Source organism: Flavobacterium sp. GNP011, from assembly GCF_056428925.1.
The window spans coordinates 24,218-46,194 of sequence record NZ_JBWJVJ010000015.1; the positions used below are offsets into that span (position 1 = coordinate 24,218).

Below are 21,977 nucleotides of genomic sequence, written 5' to 3' on the forward strand. Positions count from 1 at the left end.
ATGAAAAAGATAATTATAGTTACTTGTCTCTTGTCTTTGTCTTGCACCAAGCAAAATAAATTTGATGAAATTCTAACTACTAAAAGTGATAGTACATTTTGGATAAGAAAAGTCGAAGATAAAAAAGGGAATTATATTTATATGAATTCTCAATTAGTTTTTTTTGCAAACCATAAAATGATGAGTTTTAATTCGTTTGAGGAAAACAAATTAGGAAATCCTTCTGTACTAAATATAGAAGGGTCAGACGAAGAAAACTGGACTTATGATAAAAAAGATAGCACCTTTAAAATATGTGCAGTTTGTATTTACAAAATTGACAAGTATTCTGAAGATACTATATTTATGAAAAATAGGGATAATGGCGAAAAATTTATTTTAATTAGGAAATCCGATGCCAGCTGTTCGAAGTCTTCTCTAAAACGAAAAGGTTATTAAGAGTTGGGTGTGCAGTGCGAATGTCTCCAGCTGTACGAAGTCTTCTCTAAAACGAAAAGGTTAATAAAAGTTAGGCGTGCTGTGCGAATGTCTCCGACTTCGCAACCGTTCCAATAGGCAACGAACGAGATCAGACAAAACAAGTCAATGAAAAACCGAGCAATTGCTCGGTTTTTTGTTTGATATAATTAAGTTTTTATCTCCTGTTGTAATTGATTAACTTACCTATGCGTATAAGAACGCAGCGAGTAATCAATTGATGAAAGTTGTAGATGCCAGACCGAATGATGGTAGTTTTAGAGACGAGTTCAAAGACAGTGCTACTAATACTGTAGATGACTATGCCTATGATTCCAACGGGAATATGATAATGGATAATAATAAAAACATTACAGATATAACTTACAACCACCTGAATTTACCTACTAAAATTACATTTAGTACAAAAGATGCCCCAAGTATTAGTTACATATACGATGCAATTGGGAAAAAATTGCAAAAAATAGTACGCACGTATGATTCAAAATCTCAAACTAGAACAACTATAGATACTTATTACCTAAATGGTTTTCAATACAAAAGAACATTTTCAACTTCACCGACTAGCAAAACTATCGCTGTGACTAATTTAGAGTTTCTTCCAACTGCTGAAGGCTATGTAGAACCCGTTGGAAGTTCTTATAAATATGTGTATCAGTACAAAGATCACCTTGGTAATGTGCGTGTAAGCTATGACAAAACCTTAGCCATACAAGAGGAAAATAATTATTATCCTTTTGGATTGAAGCACGCAGGCTATGCTAATACAATATCTTCTACTAATAGTGCGTTAAAGTATAAGTATAACGGCAAGGAGTTGCAAGATGAGCTGGGGCTGAATATGTATGACTTTGGCGCGAGAAATTTTGACCCTGCGTTAGGTAGATGGATGAATATTGACCCATTAGCAGAGAAAATGAGAAGACATAGTCCATTTAATTATGCTTTTAATAATCCAATGTATTTTATTGACCCAGATGGTATGGAAGCAAAGTCCCCAATTTTTGATAGTAAAACTGGGGCATATTTAGGGAATGATAGTCAAGGTTTCTTAAAAGGCGAAGTACTCTTCATGGACAAGGAAAAGTTTAGTAATTTGAAGAGTGAATCTAAAAATGGAGTTATCGACCATAATGTAGCTGTGGAGAATAGCCAAGCAATATCTGAATTAAAATCGACAGAAAGTAATATGCGTCTGTTTAATAAAGCGACAGACTTTATAGATAAAACGCTTTATAAATTCTTTTATGGCGAAAATCCAACGAAAGAATTACGTGGAGGAAGTGTACAAACAGCGTCTGCGGAATTAGGAATTGGTACCCCCTATGCACGCCCTGTAGATACTGAATTTGGTAATTATCATAATGTGGGTGGGAATATAGACGTAATAACTCAAAGTTTTGACAATAGGAAGATATTAAATACAGCCGCTAATATTTTTAGTAATTTTGAGCATGAATTTAGGGGGCATGGAGGACGAGCAGATTTTAACATTTCTGTATTACCAAGTTCTTCAAAATACGATAATTTAGAACATAAGGCTATATATAAAATGCAATTGAATAGTCCAAATTTTAAATTTACTTCAGGTGCGTATCGACAACATATATTAAATGCAAACAAATTATAATTCAAAATTTAATAAACTTAGATAAAAATGAAAAATACTATTTTGATTTTTCTTGTAATTCTTTTCTTCAGTTGCAAAAAAGAAGATTTAAAAGAAGATTTAGTGATTAATTACAAAGGTTTTGATGTTTATTTGAAATCTCCAAAAGGTAGTGATGCACCACTACCACCTATATTTCATTTAAATTTTATTATTAAGAATGTATCCAATTATGAGAAATTATTCACTAGTAAAGGAAATTCATTTGATAAAACAAAGTCAGTGATGTACATATTAGATACTGTACAAAATAAAATAATTCCATTGTATTCCAAAACAATAAATTCAATTGCACCAAAAGATTCAATAAAAATGATGGGAGATATTTATTTAAATGAATCAAGGGATTATTTTGGTTTATCAGAAGAGTTTTTTCATAAGCAAGATTTTAAAAGTGATGAAGAAAAGTTAAAAAGACTTTATTTAAATATGCTTAAAAGCTCAGTAATTATATATATTCCTGATTCAACAGATTTACGCAGTTATAAAATGGATGATAAAAATCTAACTAATTTTAGAAATAATTCTATTATAAAAATTATAAAATAAATTTCTTTGTTCGAATAAAATCAAGAAAGCCATTCCATAAACGGAGTGGTTTTTGGTTTTATAACGCCAATTATGCGTACCAAAAGATTAAAATCTGTACCCAAATTAGCCTGCAATCATTAGGAAGCACAAAAAAAATGCAAATTACGATTCAATACCTCGTCTCCTCCCTGTATCAGCTATTCCAATACTAAATTCCCCGATTTAGTTCCTGAAATTACCCCCAGCTGTCCGAAGTCTTCTCTAAAATGAAAAGGTTATTAAGAGTTGGGTGTGCTGTGGGAATGTCTGCGACTTCGCACCCACAACAATGAGCGACAAACATAATTAAACGAGAAAGCCACTTCATTACGGAGTGGCTTTTGGTTTTTATAAGTCTAGTGTTGAATCTCGAAAATAAATAGCATAAATGGTTAAAAGGGAGAACACAAACAATCCACAATAGAACTCCAGCTGTCCGAAGTCTTCTCTAAAACGAAAAGGTTATTAAAAGTTGGGCGTGCTGTGCGAATGTCTTCGACTTCGCACCCGTTCCAATAGGCAACGAACGAGATCAGACAAAACAAGTCAATGAAAAACCGAGCAATTGCTCGGTTTTTTGTTTGATATAATTAAGTTTTTATCTCCTGTTGTAATTGATGAACTTACCTATGCGTATAAGAACTCGGTAAGTAATCAATTGATGAAAGTTACGGATACCAAAGCGAACAATGCTAATTTTAGGGACGAGTTCAAAGACAGTGCTACTAATACTGTAGATGATTATGATTATGATGCCAATGGTAATATGACCAAGGACAACAACAAAAACATCACAGCCATAACCTACAACCACTTGAATTTGCCTACCCAAATTACATTTGGCAGAGCTGGAAATATTAGTTACATTTACAATGCAACGGGACAAAAAGTACAGAAAGTAGTAGTGGAGCCTGGAAAAACCACCATAACTACGGACTATTTAGGAGGATACCAATACAGTAACGCCGCATTTAAGTTTTTCCCGACTGCCGAAGGCTATGTAGAACCCGTTGGAAGTTCTTATAAATATGTGTATCAGTACAAAGATCACCTTGGTAATGTGCGTGTAAGCTATGACAAAACCTTAACCATACAAGAGGAAAATAATTATTATCCTTTTGGATTGAAACACAGTAGTTACAGTGTGCCTGTAATTGTTTCTACTAATGATGCGTTAAAGTATAAGTACAACGGGAAAGAACTGCAGGACGAGCTGGGGCTTAACATTTACGACTATGGAGCTAGGAATTACGACCCTGCACTTGGGCGTTGGATGAATATTGACCCGTTGGCGGAAGTATCGAGACGTTGGACACCATATAATTATGCATATAATAATCCAGTAATAAATGTAGACCCTGACGGAATGTTATCGCAATCCTTTATGGATAAGTTGAAGAACTCTGCTAGTGGAACTAAATATACGAATAACAATGATGGAACATTTTCTGGTAATAACGGCAAGACCATTGATAATGACGGGAATGAAGTTGAAGAAGGTGGCTCTGACTGGAGTCCTTTAAATAGTGCAACTTTTAATAACTATGTTCAAAAAAAATATGGAGTTGCAGATAATCAATTAGGTGATTTTGCAGGAAAGTTATTTGAGCAAAAGTTTATAGAATTTGGAGAAAGTAATTTTGAAGAAGATGCTAACTTTCATGGTGTACCTGGTCGTTCTACATTATCAATACCTGATGCTTACTCTGATGGACAACATTTTAATTTAATGAGATTAAGAAGTTACAGATATTCTAAATCAGTTTGGTGGGAAGTTAAGGTACGTAACAAAAATGTCACTTTGGATAAACAAACTAAAGGTTTTATAGATGGTATTGCGAACGAATTTCAATATACTGCTACAAAAACGGGAGCCGCATTTTTATGTTTTGTGACAACAAGTAATAGTAATGTCAGTCCTGAAGTTTATATTTATGCGCAATCTAGGGGAGTCAATATTCAGCACTGGCAAGCGCAATATAAAATAGAAAATGGTTCAATGCATGTGGATTTTGGATATAAAAATAGTCCAGTTACTCCACCTGTTTTTCAAAGTAATTGGAAGCCAGTAAAGCTATGAGTTGTATAAAACTAATAATATTAAACATACTAATCATGAGTATGAGTTTAAAATCGTATTCGCAAAAATTTGAAATTGTTAATTCAAGTTTTGCTAGAAACCTAATGTCAAAATCAGAGCCGAAGCTTATTAAAAATTTGGAGAGAAATAATTGTCCTGTTTATAAGTTGGAAGGCAATCAATTCTTAGTTTATTCATCAATAAGTAAATTCAGTATTCTATTTAAAGACATTAAAAACTTAAAAGAAATAGAGACTGTTAAAAGATTTTCAATTGATTTAGAAACTGAAGATATTAGAGAAAGTGAGCAAGAACGAATATTAAACATGACAACATCCGCAAATGATTATACTAAAGATTTAGAAAAAAAATTTAATATAAATTTGGATTTGAAAAACTTATCAAATCTTGATATTCTTGATGAAAAAATTAAGGAATTTGTAGTTGAAAATCTTTCTGAAAAAGAAATATTTGCTATTAGTATTTATTTAGATGAGTTCTTTAGGAATAATACAGAAACATATTGGGCAATTGAGAAAGTTTTTACACTAAATACTTACTGGATTCCTTTTCTTAAAAGTAAGAATGATAACAAGGAATATAGTTTCTATAGGACATTATTTAAATCATATACTGATAATGAAAGTGGTTATCTCAACCTTAAATTAAACTATCTTTTAGAGCTGGCTAAATACAAAAACATCCCAGTCTTATCACAAGAACATATTGATTTTATAAAATCATTTCAAACAACAAATTAGACTTGAACATAGAAAAGCCACTTCATTACGGAGTGGCTTTTTGCTGTTTATAGAGTTGCTACATTTTTAGGGAATAGCCGTAAATGTACCTGTGGTGATATTGAATCTTTTTTCTACTATTTTAGTACCATCACAGTAACCTAGTGGAAAACCATTACCCCTGATGGCTCGGATATGTCGGCAACGATAGCGCAGATTTGCAATCTGTGCCCGCAAACAAAGTCAAGTAAAACAAGTTAAAAAACAAAAAACCGAGCTAAACTTGCCCCCGCTAACTGAAGTGTTCTCATGAAAAGCTGCGCAAATGTCTCTGATTTTGCGCAATTTTTTTAATACCACACTACGCGCAGTGTTCTTATTTATATATAAATTTCTTGTGTGTGCTGCTCGAACGTCTCTGACTTCGAGCTATTTTAGATCGTGTTGTAGGCTTTAAACGAGATAAAAGTCTCCTTACTTTGTCTGAGGATGTCTTTATTAGGCTTAAATAGCTTCATATTTGCATCGAATGTCTACTTAAATTAAAAGATAAATCGTAGCGTTTGCAACGCGGATAAAACAATGAAAGCCACTTCACTACAGAGTGGTTTTTATTTCCTTTGCAGACCAATTATAACTAGTTGTACTCTACTAAAAAGCAAAATTATGCTAAGTTATTCTACAAAGCGAATAAACTATCTAATGTACTTAGAATAATCATCAGGAATATATGCATTTATCTCTCTTAAGTACTTTCTAAGAGCCGTTTTACTGGTGTGGTCAGTAATAGACATTATATTTGATTCGGCTTCATCTGGTGTCATTTCTTTTATGAAGGTATTGTAAAGTTTAGTTATAAAAGTATGTCTAAAACTATACAATCCGTAATTTTTATCAAACCCAAATTTCTTTTTGACTTCTAAAAAATAATCCGAAAAATCATTTCTTCTGCTATTTTCTGTAGCCTCCCAGTATTGGCCCAAATCTTTTCTTCCAAATAAATAGGCATCACTTATAAATGGAGAGATTAGGAATTTCATCAATAAGCAGTTGAGGGATCCTCTTTACTTTGAATCTTGTTTTGGTTTTAATTTTTAAAATTTTATCATTTAAATCAATGTCGCCAATTTTAATACGATTCACTTCCACTGGTCTTAAAAAGTTAAAGGAAATGAATTTAACATACAAGGATAGTAAGGTATTGTTTTCGTTTAAATATTTAAAAATTTCAGTTTCTTGATCACTAGTAAAAGATTTATTTTTCTCAGGAGTACTTTTTAAAACTGGAATTTTATGAATAAAGTTGTCAGGGATAATTTCATTATCTGCTAAAACAGTAAACATAGAACTGATGTCAGTGCGTGTGTTATTTCTGTTTTTAGCCGATGTAGCAATTAAAATTTCGTTTAAGTAGGAGGTGACCACTTTCTTGTTTACAGATGTAATTAGGCTGTTTTTAAACCCATTTTCATTCAGCCATTTTTCAAATCGCAGCATTCTGCCCTCTAATCCCTGATAGGACGTACCTGCTAAGGTGCTTTTTTTAATGTTCAGCGCAAATTCAAAAGCTTCTCTTATAGAATGGCTTAAACTTTCTTCACTTTCAAATTCAAAGTTGTTATTTGGGTCATAGGGATTGAAGCCGTCCTTTAAAAGTATAGATAAGTTACGTTGGATACTTTTTAACCATTGAAGTCTCCCTTTTTTATCAAGATGTTGCGGAGCATAAATGTGACTAGGAAATCTAGTTAGGGTTAGATCAGCAGTTTTTCTAAAAGAAAAATAAACATACCATCGTTTTGACAAATCACCGTCATCGTCGTAGATCTTGGGTTCGGAGTATTTCTTCTTTTCTTTCAAATCGTGTTCAGATTGTAAATATCGTAATAAATTCGACATAAAAAAGCGGTATTAAATTGCTTTAATACCGCTTAAAATCTAGACTTTATGATTTTTAAAACTTGTAGCGAGACCGAGATTTGAACTCGGGACCTCAGGGTTATGAATCCTGCGCTCTAACCAACTGAGCTATCTCGCCATTGTAGGGTGGTTAACTGTCCCTCATTGCGGGTGCAAATATAGAAATAAATTTAGAGCTTGCAAGCATAAATTAATAAAAAAAAATATTTTTCAAAATGCTTTTTTTATGTGGTAATAATCTATATATTTCCAAAAAAATACAAAAGCTTCTCATGGATCAAAAAGTACGTTACGAAATCGAGTTTCCCATAAATTCATCCCCTCAATTACTGTATCAATACATATCAACTCCATCAGGGTTGTCAGAATGGTTTGCAGATAACGTTAACTCTAGAGGCGAATATTTTACTTTTATTTGGAATGATTCAGAGGAAAAGGCCAGACTTGCTTCAAAAAAAACGGGAGAGAAAGTTAAATTTAAGTGGGTTGATGAGAATAGTAAGGATACGGATTACTTTTTTGAACTACACATACTTGTTGATGAGCTGACTAAAGATGTATCTCTAATGGTGGTGGACTTTGCCGAAAAAGGAGAGGTTAGTGAAGCTACTTTATTATGGGAAAATCAAATTTCTGATTTAAAACATCTCATCGGTTCCGTTTAAAAATAGTATTTATAACTATATTTGCCTTAAATAATTTTAGGGCTTTTTTTATGGTTAATTTTAACGGAACAATTATTTCTCAAAACGATTGCAAATGGAGTCAAAACCGTGCTTTTTTGTATGGTGATGGTGTTTTTGAAACAGTCAAAATTGTTAATAGTAAAATTCTTTTTCTAGAAGATCACTATTTCAGATTAATGGCATCCATGCGTGTACTCCGAATGGAAATCCCCATGAATTTCACCATGGAATTTCTTCTTCAAGAAATTATTACTTTGGCACTTAAAAATGAAATATCTAGTTCGGCAAGAGCCCGAATTACGGTCTTTAGAAACGAAGGAGGATATTATTTGCCACAAAATCAATCCGTTTCATATGTGATTCAAATAGTACCTATTGAAAATTCTCGTTATTGTATAGAAGATAAAAAGTATGAAGTTGATTTATACAAGGATTTTTACATCTCAAAGCAATTACTTTCTAGTATAAAGACAACAAATAAAATTATCAATATAACGGGTAGTGTTTTTGCTAGCGAAAACGGCTTAGACAATTGTATTTTGCTTAATGATAGTAAAAACGTAGCCGAAGCATTGCAAGGAAATATATTTATGGTTCAAGGTAATAAGTTGATAACGCCACCCATTTCAGAAGGTTGTTTGAATGGGATAATGCGAAAGCAAATTTTACTATTAGCAAAAAAAATTGAAAATATTGAAGTGCTTGAGGAGGTAATTTCTCCCTTTGATCTTCAAAAAGCAGATGAATTGTTTGTTACCAATGTTATAAAGGGAATTCAGCCCATAACACACTATCGTAAAAAAGTATATGTTTCAAAAATAGCCTTACAATTACTTAATGAAATAAATAATCTTATGTAAAATTAGTTTAAATACGGGTTTTCGGGTGCGTTTGACCATATGAGGTAGTCTCCCCCGAGTTCCATTATTTGTTCTTTCCAGAAATGAGTTGCAGACTTTCCAATGATCTTGTTTTCATAGCTATTTGCTGTTATGATCCATGAATTGCTTTTCATTTCGGTTTCCAGTTGGTTTTCATGCCAGCCAGTGTAACCCAAAAAGAAACGAATGTTGTCATTATTTATGAAACCTTTATTGATAAGCTCTTTTGTGAATTCAAAATCACCACCCCAATAAATACCATTTGATATTTCAATACTATTTGGAATCAAATCAGGTATGTTGTGAATAAAATATAAGTTATCTTGCTCTACAGGTCCGCCATTGTAAATTTTGAAAGAAGCATCAATTTCAGGAATTAAATCGTGAATAGTGTATTTTAAAGGTTTATTAATGATAAAACCTATTGATCCTTCTTGGTTATAATCAGCTAGTAAAATTACTGATCTGTTGAATGATAAGTCACCAATTATGGAAGGTTCTGCAATGAGCAAATGTCCTTTTTTTATTTTATCTGTAATCATTGGATTAATTTTTTTATTAAAATTAAGGTTTTTATTATTTAATTCATAAATATTTTCGTTGAAATGCAAAAAAAAACCTTCCGAATGGAAGGTTTTGTCTATATATGGTGTTCTAAAATTAGTTCACTGCACTCTCAAGTTCAGCTCCAGCTTTAAATTTCACTACATTTTTTGCTGCGATTTGAATCGTTTTACCCGTTTGAGGGTTTCTACCATCTCTTGCAGCTCTAGCAGATACTGACCAAGATCCAAAACCTACTAATGAAATTCTACCACCTTTTTTCAAGGTTTCTCCCACGTTACCTAAAAAAGACTCTAAAGCTAATTTTGCAGCAGCTTTTGTTATTCCTGCATCTGCAGCGATAGCATCGATTAATTCTGATTTGTTCATAATAATAGTTATTAATTGTTGGTTATCAAATATTGTTAATATACAAATTTAAGTGGATTTCCTTTCCTCGCAAGTGTTTTGTGTTAATTTAGTTTAATTTGTTGATAACTTGCTTTTTTTGTTGATAAATCTAGATTCCACACTGTGATTCCCTTGTTTTATTGGGTCTAATACGCTTTTGCGAAAGCAGAAAAGACAATTCCGTTCAATAAATCGCTTGTGTTCATTCTTTTCTTTCCAGGAAATTGTAAGCTGAGTATTTTTACAAATCCGTCTGAAATAGCAATTTTTAATTCTTTCTTAGTAGCATGTAAACTTCCTATTTCATGACAATGCTCCTCAATAATCACCGCAGATTCATAAATTTTCACATTCCATTCCTCATCCTTATCCTTGATAAAGCACCATGCTGCTGGGTAAGGACTAAGTCCTCTTATTAGGTTGTGCACTTCACTAGCGGGTTTTGTCCAGTCTATTTTACAGTTGTCTTTGTGTAATTTATAAGCTGTTTTTATATCTTGATGGTCTTCTTGAATTTGGGTACTTACATTGCCATTTGCAATCATTTCGAGCGTTTTAATAACAGTTTTACTTCCTAGATTCATTAATCTATCGTGAAGTTGTCCTGCATTTTCATTATCATCAATATGGATTTCATCGCTCATAATCATCGCTCCCGTATCAATTTTATCTTCAATGAAAAAGGTAGTTACTCCGGTTTTGCTTTCGCCATTGATAATTGCCCAGTTTATGGGAGCTGCACCTCTATATTCAGGAAGCAGGGAAGCATGTAGGTTGAATGTTCCTAACGCGGGCATGTCCCAAACGACCTTTGGTAACATTCTAAACGCTACAACAATTTGTAAGTTTGCCTTTAGGTTTTTTAATTCGGTTATAAAATTCTCATCTTTTAAACTTACCGGTTGTAATAAAGGTAACTCTTGTTTCAAGGCATATTCTTTTACGGCTGAGAACTTTATTTTTTGACCACGACCTGAAGGTTTATCTGCTGCTGTGATTACGCCTACTACATTATAGTTGTTTTTTAAAATAGTATCAAGTATCCCAACTGCAAAGTCTGGAGTTCCCATAAAAACAATTCGTAATTTCTCTGTCATAATCGTAATTTGTAAGTGTTGTCTGGTTGAACCAGTATAATGTTATTTTCTAATAAATCTTGTAAAACGAAAAAAATATCGTCAATAGTACTGTTTGTTTTACTTTGAATATCTCTAGAGCTTAGATCTCCTTGTTTGAGCAAAGTTACTATTTCTTGAGCAAGATTCTTACTGTCTTTTTTCTTTATTTTATGGGTAATACAGTAGGAGCAATGACCACAATCTTCTGTTTTTTTCTCCCCAAAATAGTCTAGAATTAATTGACTTTTACAAGTGTCTTTATTGTTTATATATTCAATTACAGATTCTAGCTGTGTCTTTTTTAATTGGTTTTGATGTTCTAAGTGTTTGGATACTCTATTTATTGTTCTTTCGTCTTCTCGAATTTCGTTAAAAACCAATGTGGTATCATTGTTTTTAGAGTGGTATTCTACTATATTTTTTTCTTTTAATTTGTGTAAAACAGCTTGTACTTGAGCTTCATTATGATTTGATTTTTTTGCTACAAGCTGCAGGTTGAAAGGGGTTTGCATCTCATATATGCCTGGATATGTACGCAAAATAGCTAAAATTATTTCTTCATCATTTGGATTCAAACTCATGTATCGAATTACTTCTTTTGAAGGTATGGTAAATTGCAAAGTAATTTTCTCTGAGAATTCTTGTGATAAAGTAATAACTCCTTGGCGATCTAAAAACTGCATTGCAGCGTACGTTTTTAAGGTAGGAAATTTATACTTGATACAAAATTGGTTCAAATTAAACGTAAATTGTTCATCAATACCTTCGCCATAGGCAATTTGGAAATAATTGCAAAGCTTAACATACATTAGGTTTAAAAATTTCTTGTCAGGCAAATTGTTTAAAAACTGATTTTCAGCATGAATTATATCTGATGGACTCGTGAGTAGAATTGCAAAAGCTTTTTCTTCATTACGTCCGGCACGACCAGCTTCTTGGTAATAATTCTCCATGTTTTCTGGTAATTGTATATGAATTACCGTTTTTACATTGGGTTTGTCTATTCCCATTCCAAAAGCATTTGTTGCTACAATGACTTGTGCCTCTTCCTGCATCCAGGCCTGCATGTTTTTATCTTTCTCTTTCGTAGTGAGACCTCCGTGATAGTAAGTAGCTTTAAATCCTAAACTGTTTAATTGGGAAGCAATATCAAGAGTTGATTTTCTGTTTCGAACATAAATAATAGATGGTTCTGGATTTTTTTTTAAAACTTGCTCCACTCTAAATAATTTATCCTCTACTTCAAAAACCATGTAAGCAATGTTTGGTCTTGAAAAAGATTTTTCAAATAATATTGGTTTTTCAAGACTAAGCTGTTGTATGATATCCGTTTTTACTCTAGGAGTTGCGCTTGCGGTTAAGGCCAGAAAAGGAGTTTTTGGGAAGTACTCTTTAAGTGTAGAGATTTTAAGGTATGCTGGTCTAAAATCATGTCCCCATTGCGATACGCAATGAGCTTCATCAATTGTAATTAAATTTATAGGAAGTTTTTTTATGCGGTCAATAATCCAGTCTGATTGTAATCGCTCGGGTGATAAATAAAGAAATTTATAATCACCGTATTGACAGTTGTCTAGCAAATCTATCATTTCTTCGCTTTTAATTCCTCCTGTCAAGGCAATTGCTTTGATGCCTTTTAGTTGTAAATTAGCTACTTGATCTTTCATTAATGCTACCAGCGGAGAAATGACAAGGCATATTCCTTTGTTTAAAAGCCCTGGGACTTGGAAACACACTGACTTTCCACCTCCTGTAGGCAATACTGCAAAGGTATCTTTACCCTGCAGTACAGATTCAATAATCTCATTTTGAAGCGATCGAAAGGAGTCGTGTTTCCAATATTTTTGAAGAACAGCAAGAGCATCATTCATAAAGTATTTGTTTTATTACCATGAAAAATTAAAACTCCTTGTTGATGCAACTAATTCGAGATAGTGTTTAAGATAAAATGAATTCTATTTTCCATTGTGTCTTTCGGAACTTCAATCAAATCGTAGCCATAGTTTTTATATGTTTCAATAAGATGACTGTGAATAAGTTTTGCTTGTTCAAAATTTTCGTAACGAGCATCATCGCTGATATAGATTTCTTCCCAAGGTGGTAAGATGAATATTTTTGAATACGTGTGTTCTTTACAGGCAACATCAAAACTTGCAGGGTAACTATCGCCTATGTAGTGCATGTAAGCCAAAACATCAGGGATTCCTCGGTCTATAAAAACTACATTATGAGCCTCGTTTTGAGCGTTATAAAATTGTTTTATCCTGCCTTCAAGCAATAATTCACTAAAAAGCAATGGTTTTTCAAGGAATAATTGTTCTATTCCTTGTTTTTTTGCCTCCATGGTAACTTCACGTGAAATTTCGGGATAACAGCAATGGCCTTTTGCGACCAATCCGTCTATAATAGTAGTTTTTCCTGTACCAGGACCACCTATGATAACAATGATTTCTTTTTGCACTTTTAAAAAATAAGGGGCAAATTTACTTAAACTTATTGGGATTATAAAAATTCAACACATATAAAATGCAAATAGATAAAAATTCACAAATCAAAAATTCATAATTAACGGTTGAAACCGTATATTTGCCTTTATTTTAAATCAAAATGGATAAAAAGACTGAAGAATTTTATGATCGATTAAAAGTAGAGTTAGACCTAAATAATACTTGGCCTGCAGAATACTTATTTAAATTTATAGTGCCAAGTGATGCTAAAAATATTGAAAAAGTACAGACTGCTTTTGATTGTATGGGTGCTGTTATAAAAACAACAAAATCTAAAACGGGTAAGTTTACAAGCATATCTATTGATGTGACCATGAAAAATTCACAAGAAATTGTAGATAAATACTTAGAAGTTTCTACAATTGAAGGCATTATTTCTTTATAAAAACATAATTTTTTTGATGTGCTTCTCGATTGGGTGAACTTCTCGATAATGCAACCGAATTAAAATAGATACATTCAAAACATGAATTCAAAATATATTAAAGAAAATTCGAATGATGTAGTACATCATCTTGAGTACAATGCCGAAAGGTCACACCTGATAATTCCAGAATACGGCAGGCATTTGCAAAAACTTATTGACTTGGCTACAAACATTCAAGATGAAGTAGAGCGTAATAAAGCTGCAAAATATATCATTCAGGTGATGGGGAGCTTGAATCCGCATTTAAGGGATGTTCCAGATTTTCAACATAAATTATGGGATCAGCTATTTATTATGTCTGATTTTAAACTTGTTGCTGATTCTCCTTATCCTATACCATCGCGTGAAGTATTGCAGTTAAAGCCAGATGTTTTGAAATACCCTCAAAATTTTCCAAAATATAGGTTTTACGGGAATAACATTAAATATATGATTGATGTTGCCAATAAATGGGAAGATGGCGATATGAAAAAAGCTTTGGTAAAAGTAATTGCCAATCACATGAAAAAATCCTATTTGAGTTGGAATAAAGACACAGTTAAAGATGATGTAATCTTTGAGCATTTATATGAACTCTCTGATGGAAAATTAAATTTAATACAAAGTTCAGAAGAATTGCTTAACACCACTGATCTGTTAAGAACTAATAAACGAGTTTCTAATAAAATAGCTCCTATTGGTCAACCTAAAATTTTAAGCAACAAAAATTTGAAAGCAGGTAAGCCAAACCTACCTCACAAAAACCAAAATAGAAAACCCTTGTAATTTAATTTTACAATTAGTATCTTTTTTCGTTTTCGTCACTTTTTTTTAAAATCATTACTTGCAATTAAATAATTTATAACTCATAACCATAAAAGATGGGAATTTTCAAAATAGAGGGAGGCATAAGTCTTCAAGGAGAAATCACTCCACAGGGTGCAAAAAATGAAGCATTACAAATATTGTGTGCTGTTTTATTAACGCCTGAAAAAGTTATTATCAATAATATTCCAGATATTATTGACATTAATAAATTGATCACTTTATTAGGTAATTTGGGTGTAAAAATTCAAAAAACAGGTTCTGGTTCTTACACATTTCAAGCAGATGAGGTAAATATTCAATACCTGGAGACTGAAGCCTTTAAAAAAGAAGGTGGATCACTTAGAGGATCAATAATGATTGTAGGACCTTTGTTAGCAAGATTTGGTAAAGGATATATTCCAAAACCGGGTGGAGATAAAATTGGTCGCCGAAGATTGGATACACATTTTGAAGGTTTCATAAATCTTGGAGCTAAGTTTAGATACAATAGAGAAGATCATTTTTATGGTGTAGAAGCTGCTGATGGATTAGTTGGAGCTGATATGTTATTAGATGAAGCATCAGTAACCGGAACTGCAAATATTGTAATGGCGGCCGTTTTAGCAAAAGGAAGAACAACGGTATACAATGCTGCTTGTGAACCGTATTTACAGCAATTGTGTAAAATGCTGAACTCAATGGGTGCAAATATTACCGGAGTAGGGTCAAATTTATTGACTATTGAAGGGGTAGAAAGCTTAGGTGGTTGTGAGCACAGAATTTTGCCTGACATGATTGAAATAGGAAGTTGGATTGGTCTTGCTGCCATGACAAAATCTGAAATTACTATAAAAAATGTTAGTTGGGATAACCTTGGAGTAATTCCAAATACATTTAGAAAATTAGGGATTACCCTAGAGCGTCGTGGAGATGATATTTACATTCCTGCTCATGTAAATGGGTACGAAGTTAAAACAGATATTGATGGTTCTATTCTAACCATTGCTGATGCACCATGGCCTGGATTTACACCAGATTTATTGAGTATTGTACTTGTAGTGGCTACACAAGCAAGAGGAGACGTTTTGATTCACCAAAAAATGTTTGAAAGTCGTTTGTTTTTTGTTGATAAACTAATTGACATGGGTGCTAAAATCATGTTATGTGATCCACACCGTGCTGTAGTTATGGGACATGATTTTAAATCACAATTGAAGGCTACAACTATGTCATCACCAGATATTCGCGCTGGTATATCATTATTAATTGCCGCACTTTCTGCAAAAGGAACAAGTACCATACAAAACATTGAACAAATAGATAGAGGGTATGAGCGTATTGACGAACGTTTGAGAGCTATTGGTGCTCAAATCATTAGAGCGTAAACCTACTCAATTCTTAATATATCGTTTAAGTAAACCACCTAGCAATGCAAAAATGCAAGTGGTTTATTTAAACGATTCTTTTTTAAACGAAACAAATGACAAAAGAACAAACAGCAATTAGGGCTACTTATTTTAGTATTGTGGGCAATACAATACTGGCCATTATAAAAGGATTTGCAGGTTTTTTTGGCAATTCATACGCTTTGATTGCTGATGCTATCGAGTCTACAACAGACATTTTTGCGTCATTTTTAGTCTTGTTCGGAATTAAGTATTCCAATAAACCTGCTGATGAGAATCATCCGTACGGACACGGTAGGGCTGAGCCATTGATTACATTTCTAGTAGTGGGGTTTTTAATTACTTCGGCAACAATAATTGCTTATGAAAGTATCATTAATATTGGTACACCGCATCAATTGCCAAAGCCTTGGACACTAATTGTTCTTGGAGCCATAATTATCTGGAAAGAGTATTCCTTTCGAGTAGTTATGAAACGCAGTATAGAGACTAATAGTTCTTCATTAAAAGCCGATGCTTGGCACCATAGGAGTGATGCCATCACTTCGGTAGCTGCTTTTTTAGGGATTTCTATTGCTTTAATTTTAGGTAATGGTTACGAAGCTGCCGATGATTGGGCAGCACTTTTTGCATCTGGATTTATATTGTATAATAGTTACTTGATTTTCCGTCCTGCTCTTGGCGAAATCATGGATGAACATTTATACGATGATTTGATTGAACATATTAGAGAAGTATCTGTTCAAGTTGACGGAATTTTAGATACCGAAAAATGTTTTATCCGAAAGGCAGGCATGCAATACCATGTTGATTTACACGCAACAGTGAACTCAAATATAACCGTAAAGGAAGGGCACGACCTAGCTCATAAACTCAAAGATACCTTAAGAGAACAAATCCCAGAATTAGGGCACGTATTAATTCATGTAGAACCTCATGAGTAGATTTGCACTAATAAAAAAGGCACCGAGATTATTTTCAGGTGCCTTTTTTATGTATTGTGAGTTGTTGTTTATCGAGATAAAACTACGTACTGTTTTAATCAATTATGTTTAAAAATTTAAGTCCAAACACCACTCCGTCGCCTTTAAAACCACTTTGATAGGAGCGAACATAATCTATCCTAAACATTTTAAATTTCCCAATTCCTATATTATCTAGACCAATACTCATTTCAGAATATGGTTTCTTATCTGGTATAGAAAGTGAATGAGCTCCTATATTTATAGTAGATTTTAATTTGTTCAATAGTGGAATTTTATTCATAATATATCCTTTATCATTATATTCTGCATGAGCTTCTGCAAAACGGTCGTTAGTACTGCTGGAATAGTAAGGCAGCAAGTTAAAAACATTCAAATAACGTTCAGTTTGCCCAATGCTTGTTTGGTTTCCATTAAAATGTTTGTAATCCATAAAAGCAATATTTTGAGCATTTAAAAACACACCTGCTTTTGCATTCACACCAAGAACTCCTTTGTTTCCTAATTTTAAATCATAAGTAGCGCGCAGGTTGAAATAGTCATATTCATATTTTTTTTCGCTTGCGCCAATGGCTTTTTCATAAGCTACATAAAGCGTAGGATATTTTTCGTTTCTAATATTGAATTTCCCATCTGGTCTGGAGGAATATTTATTACCAAAATTGATTTTGAAAAACAGATTTAATTTAGTTAAATGATGTTTTTCAAAAGCTGATGAACTGAAATTAGTGGGGTCTAAGGGATTGTTTGACGTATAAAAATCAGATTTGTTAAACAGCGAATAATCAGTAGTGTTGAATAAAGGTTTGCGTTGTTGATACTCAATTTTACTGTTAAGATTAATACCATTTGCAATATTTTGTGTAAACCCAATAACCATAGATTCTAGGTTGTACAATTTCATGAAATTATTCTTAAAGTAAAGAGTACTTACACTGTTTATGGCTTTACTGATAGGCTCATTTAGATTGAATTGTTTTACAGAACTTCCACCTGTTACATAAACGGTAGCATAATTTTGATTGTTAAATCTATGAAGGAATTGCCCCGTTACGCGCAGACGATCTTCTGAGAAACCATAGTTAAATGTGGTACTCAAAGAGGTGTAGATGCCTTTTTTTTCTTGATTTTTCCAGTTTGTATATCTAAAACCCGAATCAAGATTATACCCTTGAACAGTATTAAAACTAAGGGAACCTATATTAACCAACCCAGCATAACTAAAACTATATTTTTGTGAACTGTTTTTAAATGTATAACCAGTAAGCAGTTTGAGTGGATTAAATTTGTTGTTTTTTTTGTCAATAGAGTCTAAGTATTTTTTTGAATTTCGAACCGTGTAAATACTATCCTTTCTATAGTAATCTAAATTTTCTTCGCTTGTTAAGGGAATTGGTCTGTTATTGTTCCAGAACGTGCTGTCTTTTTGATTTGCGTTCAGTTCAATTTTTGTAATTTCATTAGTAAACGTTTTGGGAGCAAAAGAAGTTACAAATTCATAATTACTATAGACATAGTTGTATTTCCCGTTGAATTTAATTCCAAAGGCTCCTGCTGTAATCTCGAGACTCTGCGTGTTTTTTGTCCAAATTTTCGAATTATTGTTGTAGCTAAAATTTTGTTTTAAAGTCATTACATCGAGAAAATCTTCTTTTATTCGGTACCCTTTAATGTCAAGTTCTACGGCGTAAATAGCCCAAGTATCCTCAACAATGTAGATGTATCCCTCAAAAACAGGTTCGCTATCTCGTTTTGCACTAACCTTAATTTTATTGATCATCTTGTTATTATCATCAAAAAAAGTGCTTTCTAGTTTGTAATTGTAATAATTCAATGCATTGCTGGCAATTGGCGAAATCATTGCTATGCCAAAGTCGATTGTATTATCATAAAAATCATAAAATGAAGATCGAGCAGTGTTGTAACTGTAGCCGTTATTGTCACCACTTACTTTTGATGCCACTACTACTTCACTGAGTTTATTGGGTTTTTCATAAACAATTTTAGAAAATGTTTCAGATAAAGAAATAATCCCCGTTCCTGTTGAGTCTAATGCGCCATTTAAGTCGCCTATTTTTTGTCCAAAGATTTTTTTAGGAGCATTTTTCAGTTTAAATATACCACGGGAATAGAAATCTGCACGGTATTTATTGGTGTTTTTAGTATTAGAATCCCTATTTGCAATTGCATTTTTTATGATTGCTATGGCGAGATTACTTTTGGTGTTTATGATTACTTCATTTAGTGAAAAACTTTCTTCAACGAGTTTTACATTTAAAGTATAAGGCAACTTTGCAGTTTCAATAGTAATTTTTTGAGTTTTGAATCCTAAAAATTGAAAAACTAATGTTTGCTTTCCCTTTGGAAGCACATTAAATTCGTAATTCCCTAATTCGTTTGAGGTAGTTCCATTATAAGTATCTTCTTGAAAGATGTTTACAAATGCTAATGGATTGCCTTTTTCGTCAGTGACGTTTCCTTTTATTTGTGCATTGCAAAAAAATGTAGAAACTAATAAGAGTAACAGGTAGTGTTTTTTCATGAAAGTTTTTTCTTCCACAAAAATAGCAGTACTTTTTACATAGGTTATTAATTATTTGTTAAACAATAACTTAAGGTATTGTTAATTATTTTTGTTCAAAAGAAAGTACAGCTAAATCATAACTTTGCAAACCAAAACCTAGAATGACACCTTTGGCATTTCCAGAAATATAGGATTGATGTCTAAAGCTTTCTCTAGAAAATGTATTTGATATATGAACTTCAATTACAGGTGTTGTTATTGCTTTTACAGCATCTCCTATACCTATGGAGGTATGTGTGTATGCTCCAGCATTTAGAATTATACCATCAAATGAAAAGCCAAATTCCTGTATTTTATCAATCAATTCACCTTCAATATTACTCTGAAAATAACGGAACTCAACGTTCATGTATTTTTTTTCTAAAATATAGAAGTAGTCTTCAAATGTTTGGGTTCCATAAACCTCAGGTTCGCGTTTTCCTAATAAATTTAGGTTTGGACCATTGATGATAACTATTTTCATAATATTGATTTTGGTAAAAATAAAAAAACCGTTCTAATTTATAGAACGGTTTTACAATTTAATTATAAATATTTTTAGAATTTAAAACCAGCTGATAACTGGACTACTGAATTTTTGACTTCAGCATCTTTAGTAGCTTCGGTTAATCCTAGTACATATCTACCTTGTATGAATAAACCTTTAGTGATATTTAAGGTCAAACCTGCAGCAGCGCCAAATTCAAATGTTTCAGCTTCTTTAAAATCAACATTTTTTCTTTCACTCAATAAAAAAGAAGCCTGAGGTCCAAGGTCTAAACTAATACTGTTGTTAAGGCTGAATTTTGCCATTACAGGAATTGAAATATATCCTAATTCATTTTTAAATTCTTCCCCTGCATTTTTATAGGTAGCACCCTGAGTGGAGTATAATAGTTCTGGTTGAATAGCAAAACCATCGGTTAATTTTATTTCAGCAATTAAACCAGCATGGTAGCTAGTAATAGCCTCTTTTTTATAATCAACAAGGCTAGTGCCAATATCACTACCTGACTGATTTGCGTAATTTAAACCTGCTTTCAATCCGAATTTAATGGCTTGTGCTTGCATGTTAGCAGAAGCTGCAAACAATACGATTGTTGCTAGAAGTATTCTTTTCATAATTTACATTTTTATAATTATTGTTGTTAGTTATATAGCACAATACTTAAAAACTATTTTGTTTCAAAATTATTGCTATTCATCATAATTTTTAACGTTTCAATAACTGTTCCAAGAAGTGTTCAATTATTTTTTTTAAGAAGTTTTTTTAATAAACTTTAAAGGAAACGGATCTTTTTAAAATTATAATAATACGTTATACTTTTGAGTTAAAACAGTTTCTTTTTAAGGTTTAGAATGATGTTGAAATCACAATATTATTAAAAATTTTCCTATCTATTAATTTATTTTTTTATCTCACTAATTTCCGTTACAAGGTGTTTAATTAATCTATTGAATAACAAATATTTACTATTAATTTGTATATGGATTAGTACAGTAATTCAATTTCATGTGATATAAAAATCTTATTAAATTTTTTTTTTTAAATAACGGTTTATATATATTTGATTCATAATTAAACAAAAAAACAAAATGAAAAGAATTATTTTAACAGTTGCGGCTGTATTTGCTTTCGGATTTGCTAATGCACAAGAAAATGTCATTAAAGTTAATCCTTTGTCTATTTTAGGGGGTACTGATTTAGTAAGTTACGAGCTTAAATTAGGTGAGAAATCATCTTTTTTAGTAGGAGCAGGAATTGGTGGATTTAAAATTGGAGATGCTAAGTATTCAAACTTGGGTGGTGAGGTTCAATATCGCTATTATTTTAATGAAGCATTAAAAGGGTTTTATGCTGGAGGTCAGGCTGGATATTCTTCAGGTAAAGTAGAGTTAGGAAATAGTTTTTCTTTTGATGGAGATGGTAATTCAAGTTCAACTACAGACGAAACAAAATTTGGATCGTTCAAAGTTGGAGCAAAAGGAGGGTATCAATGGATTTGGGATAGTGGTTTCTCACTTGACTTAAATTTAGGTTTAGCTTATAACAATTTTAATTATAAAGATTCAGATTCTTCAACTTCTTCTTTGAAAGCTAGTGGTGTTTTACCAAATTTTGGATTTGGTTTAGGCTATGCATTTTAAGTAAATTGAAAATAATGTATAGAAACCTCCTCTTAAAAAAGGAGGTTTTTTTATGCCTTAAA

22 protein-coding genes and 1 tRNA gene are annotated in these 21,977 nt (G+C 32.3%); 12 read left to right on the forward strand and 11 right to left on the reverse strand.

What is annotated here, in order from left to right:
* The 5 genes from AC061E_RS12290 (at position 1) to AC061E_RS12310 (ending at position 5,557) form a co-directional block, all read left to right on the forward strand.
* Positions 1-438: a hypothetical protein gene (locus AC061E_RS12290; protein WP_478286503.1), complete on the forward strand. Its 438-nt coding sequence runs from the start codon at positions 1-3 to the stop codon at positions 436-438.
* Positions 439-697: 259 nt separating this feature from the next.
* Positions 698-2,107 carry an RHS repeat domain-containing protein gene (locus tag AC061E_RS12295; RefSeq protein ID WP_478286504.1) on the forward strand — a complete coding sequence of 470 codons (1,410 nt, stop codon included), beginning with the start codon at positions 698-700 and terminating at the stop codon, positions 2,105-2,107.
* A 27-nt stretch (positions 2,108-2,134) separates the two neighbouring features.
* Positions 2,135-2,695, forward strand: coding sequence for a hypothetical protein (locus tag AC061E_RS12300; protein WP_478286505.1), 561 nt, complete (start codon positions 2,135-2,137; stop codon positions 2,693-2,695).
* A 598-nt stretch (positions 2,696-3,293) separates the two neighbouring features.
* On the forward strand, positions 3,294-4,796 hold the full coding sequence (locus AC061E_RS12305) for an RHS repeat domain-containing protein (RefSeq protein ID WP_478286506.1): 1,503 nt from the start codon (positions 3,294-3,296) through the stop codon (positions 4,794-4,796).
* 104 nt (positions 4,797-4,900) lie between these two features.
* Entirely contained in the window at positions 4,901-5,557 is a 657-nt protein-coding gene (locus AC061E_RS12310; RefSeq protein WP_478286507.1) for a hypothetical protein, read from the forward strand.
* Between the two features lie 674 nt (positions 5,558-6,231).
* On the opposite strand, the gene AC061E_RS12315 is transcribed toward AC061E_RS12310, so the two are convergent.
* From AC061E_RS12315 to AC061E_RS12325, 3 genes are all read right to left on the reverse strand, one after another.
* Positions 6,232-6,576, reverse strand: coding sequence for a site-specific integrase (locus AC061E_RS12315; protein WP_478286508.1), 345 nt, complete (start codon positions 6,574-6,576; stop codon positions 6,232-6,234).
* Entirely contained in the window at positions 6,545-7,435 is an 891-nt protein-coding gene (locus AC061E_RS12320; RefSeq protein WP_478286509.1) for a site-specific integrase, read from the reverse strand. The genes AC061E_RS12315 and AC061E_RS12320 overlap by 32 nt, the downstream gene beginning before the upstream one ends.
* A 65-nt stretch (positions 7,436-7,500) precedes the next feature.
* Positions 7,501-7,574 (reverse strand) — tRNA-Met (locus tag AC061E_RS12325).
* 154 nt (positions 7,575-7,728) lie between these two features.
* On the opposite strand from AC061E_RS12325, the gene AC061E_RS12330 reads away from it, so the two are divergent.
* Both AC061E_RS12330 and AC061E_RS12335 read left to right on the forward strand, forming a co-directional pair.
* A complete protein-coding gene (locus AC061E_RS12330) occupies positions 7,729-8,121 on the forward strand; it encodes an START-like domain-containing protein (protein ID WP_478286510.1) in 393 nt (130 codons plus the stop codon).
* Between the two features lie 50 nt (positions 8,122-8,171).
* Positions 8,172-9,002, forward strand: a complete 831-nt coding sequence (locus tag AC061E_RS12335; protein ID WP_478286511.1) for an aminotransferase class IV — start codon at positions 8,172-8,174, stop codon at positions 9,000-9,002.
* Between the two features lie 2 nt (positions 9,003-9,004).
* Here AC061E_RS12335 and AC061E_RS12340 read toward each other — a convergent pair whose 3' ends face one another.
* The 5 genes from AC061E_RS12340 to AC061E_RS12360 all read right to left on the reverse strand — a co-directional run bounded on the left by AC061E_RS12340 (position 9,005) and on the right by AC061E_RS12360 (position 13,556).
* Positions 9,005-9,565, reverse strand: a complete 561-nt coding sequence (locus AC061E_RS12340) for a YqgE/AlgH family protein (RefSeq protein WP_478286512.1) — start codon at positions 9,563-9,565, stop codon at positions 9,005-9,007.
* 118 nt (positions 9,566-9,683) lie between these two features.
* Positions 9,684-9,956: an HU family DNA-binding protein gene (locus AC061E_RS12345; protein ID WP_086454747.1), complete on the reverse strand. Its 273-nt coding sequence runs from the start codon at positions 9,954-9,956 to the stop codon at positions 9,684-9,686.
* Between the two features lie 167 nt (positions 9,957-10,123).
* Positions 10,124-11,074: a methionyl-tRNA formyltransferase gene (gene fmt, locus AC061E_RS12350; protein ID WP_478286513.1), complete on the reverse strand. Its 951-nt coding sequence runs from the start codon at positions 11,072-11,074 to the stop codon at positions 10,124-10,126.
* Entirely contained in the window at positions 11,071-12,966 is a 1,896-nt protein-coding gene (locus tag AC061E_RS12355; RefSeq protein WP_478286514.1) for a RecQ family ATP-dependent DNA helicase, read from the reverse strand. Before AC061E_RS12355 ends, fmt begins: the two co-directional genes overlap by 4 nt.
* A 50-nt stretch (positions 12,967-13,016) precedes the next feature.
* A complete protein-coding gene (locus AC061E_RS12360; RefSeq protein ID WP_086454750.1) occupies positions 13,017-13,556 on the reverse strand; it encodes an AAA family ATPase in 540 nt (179 codons plus the stop codon).
* A 146-nt stretch (positions 13,557-13,702) separates the two neighbouring features.
* On the opposite strand from AC061E_RS12360, the gene AC061E_RS12365 reads away from it, so the two are divergent.
* From AC061E_RS12365 to AC061E_RS12380, 4 genes are all read left to right on the forward strand, one after another.
* Positions 13,703-13,987, forward strand: coding sequence for a DUF493 family protein (locus AC061E_RS12365; RefSeq protein WP_086454935.1), 285 nt, complete (start codon positions 13,703-13,705; stop codon positions 13,985-13,987).
* Between the two features lie 81 nt (positions 13,988-14,068).
* Positions 14,069-14,794: a DUF4290 domain-containing protein gene (locus AC061E_RS12370; protein WP_478286515.1), complete on the forward strand. Its 726-nt coding sequence runs from the start codon at positions 14,069-14,071 to the stop codon at positions 14,792-14,794.
* 95 nt (positions 14,795-14,889) lie between these two features.
* On the forward strand, positions 14,890-16,200 hold the full coding sequence (gene murA / locus AC061E_RS12375) for a UDP-N-acetylglucosamine 1-carboxyvinyltransferase (RefSeq protein ID WP_478286516.1): 1,311 nt from the start codon (positions 14,890-14,892) through the stop codon (positions 16,198-16,200).
* Positions 16,201-16,295: 95 nt separating this feature from the next.
* A complete protein-coding gene (locus tag AC061E_RS12380; protein WP_478286517.1) occupies positions 16,296-17,165 on the forward strand; it encodes a cation diffusion facilitator family transporter in 870 nt (289 codons plus the stop codon).
* Positions 17,166-17,259: 94 nt separating this feature from the next.
* Here the strand turns inward: AC061E_RS12380 and AC061E_RS12385 are convergent, their stop codons facing one another.
* The 3 genes from AC061E_RS12385 to AC061E_RS12395 form a co-directional block, all read right to left on the reverse strand.
* Complete coding sequence (locus tag AC061E_RS12385; RefSeq protein WP_478286518.1) at positions 17,260-19,746, reverse strand: DUF5686 and carboxypeptidase regulatory-like domain-containing protein; 2,487 nt, start codon at positions 19,744-19,746, stop codon at positions 17,260-17,262.
* An 85-nt stretch (positions 19,747-19,831) separates the two neighbouring features.
* The gene (aroQ, locus tag AC061E_RS12390; RefSeq protein ID WP_478286519.1) at positions 19,832-20,251 is read right to left on the reverse strand and encodes a type II 3-dehydroquinate dehydratase; all 420 of its coding nucleotides are present in this window, start codon (positions 20,249-20,251) and stop codon (positions 19,832-19,834) included.
* 74 nt (positions 20,252-20,325) lie between these two features.
* Positions 20,326-20,889, reverse strand: a complete 564-nt coding sequence (locus AC061E_RS12395; RefSeq protein ID WP_478286520.1) for a porin family protein — start codon at positions 20,887-20,889, stop codon at positions 20,326-20,328.
* Between the two features lie 474 nt (positions 20,890-21,363).
* Between AC061E_RS12395 and AC061E_RS12400 the strand changes: the two genes are divergently transcribed.
* Entirely contained in the window at positions 21,364-21,915 is a 552-nt protein-coding gene (locus tag AC061E_RS12400) for a DUF3575 domain-containing protein (RefSeq protein WP_478286521.1), read from the forward strand.
* Positions 21,916-21,977: the final 62 nt, after the last annotated feature.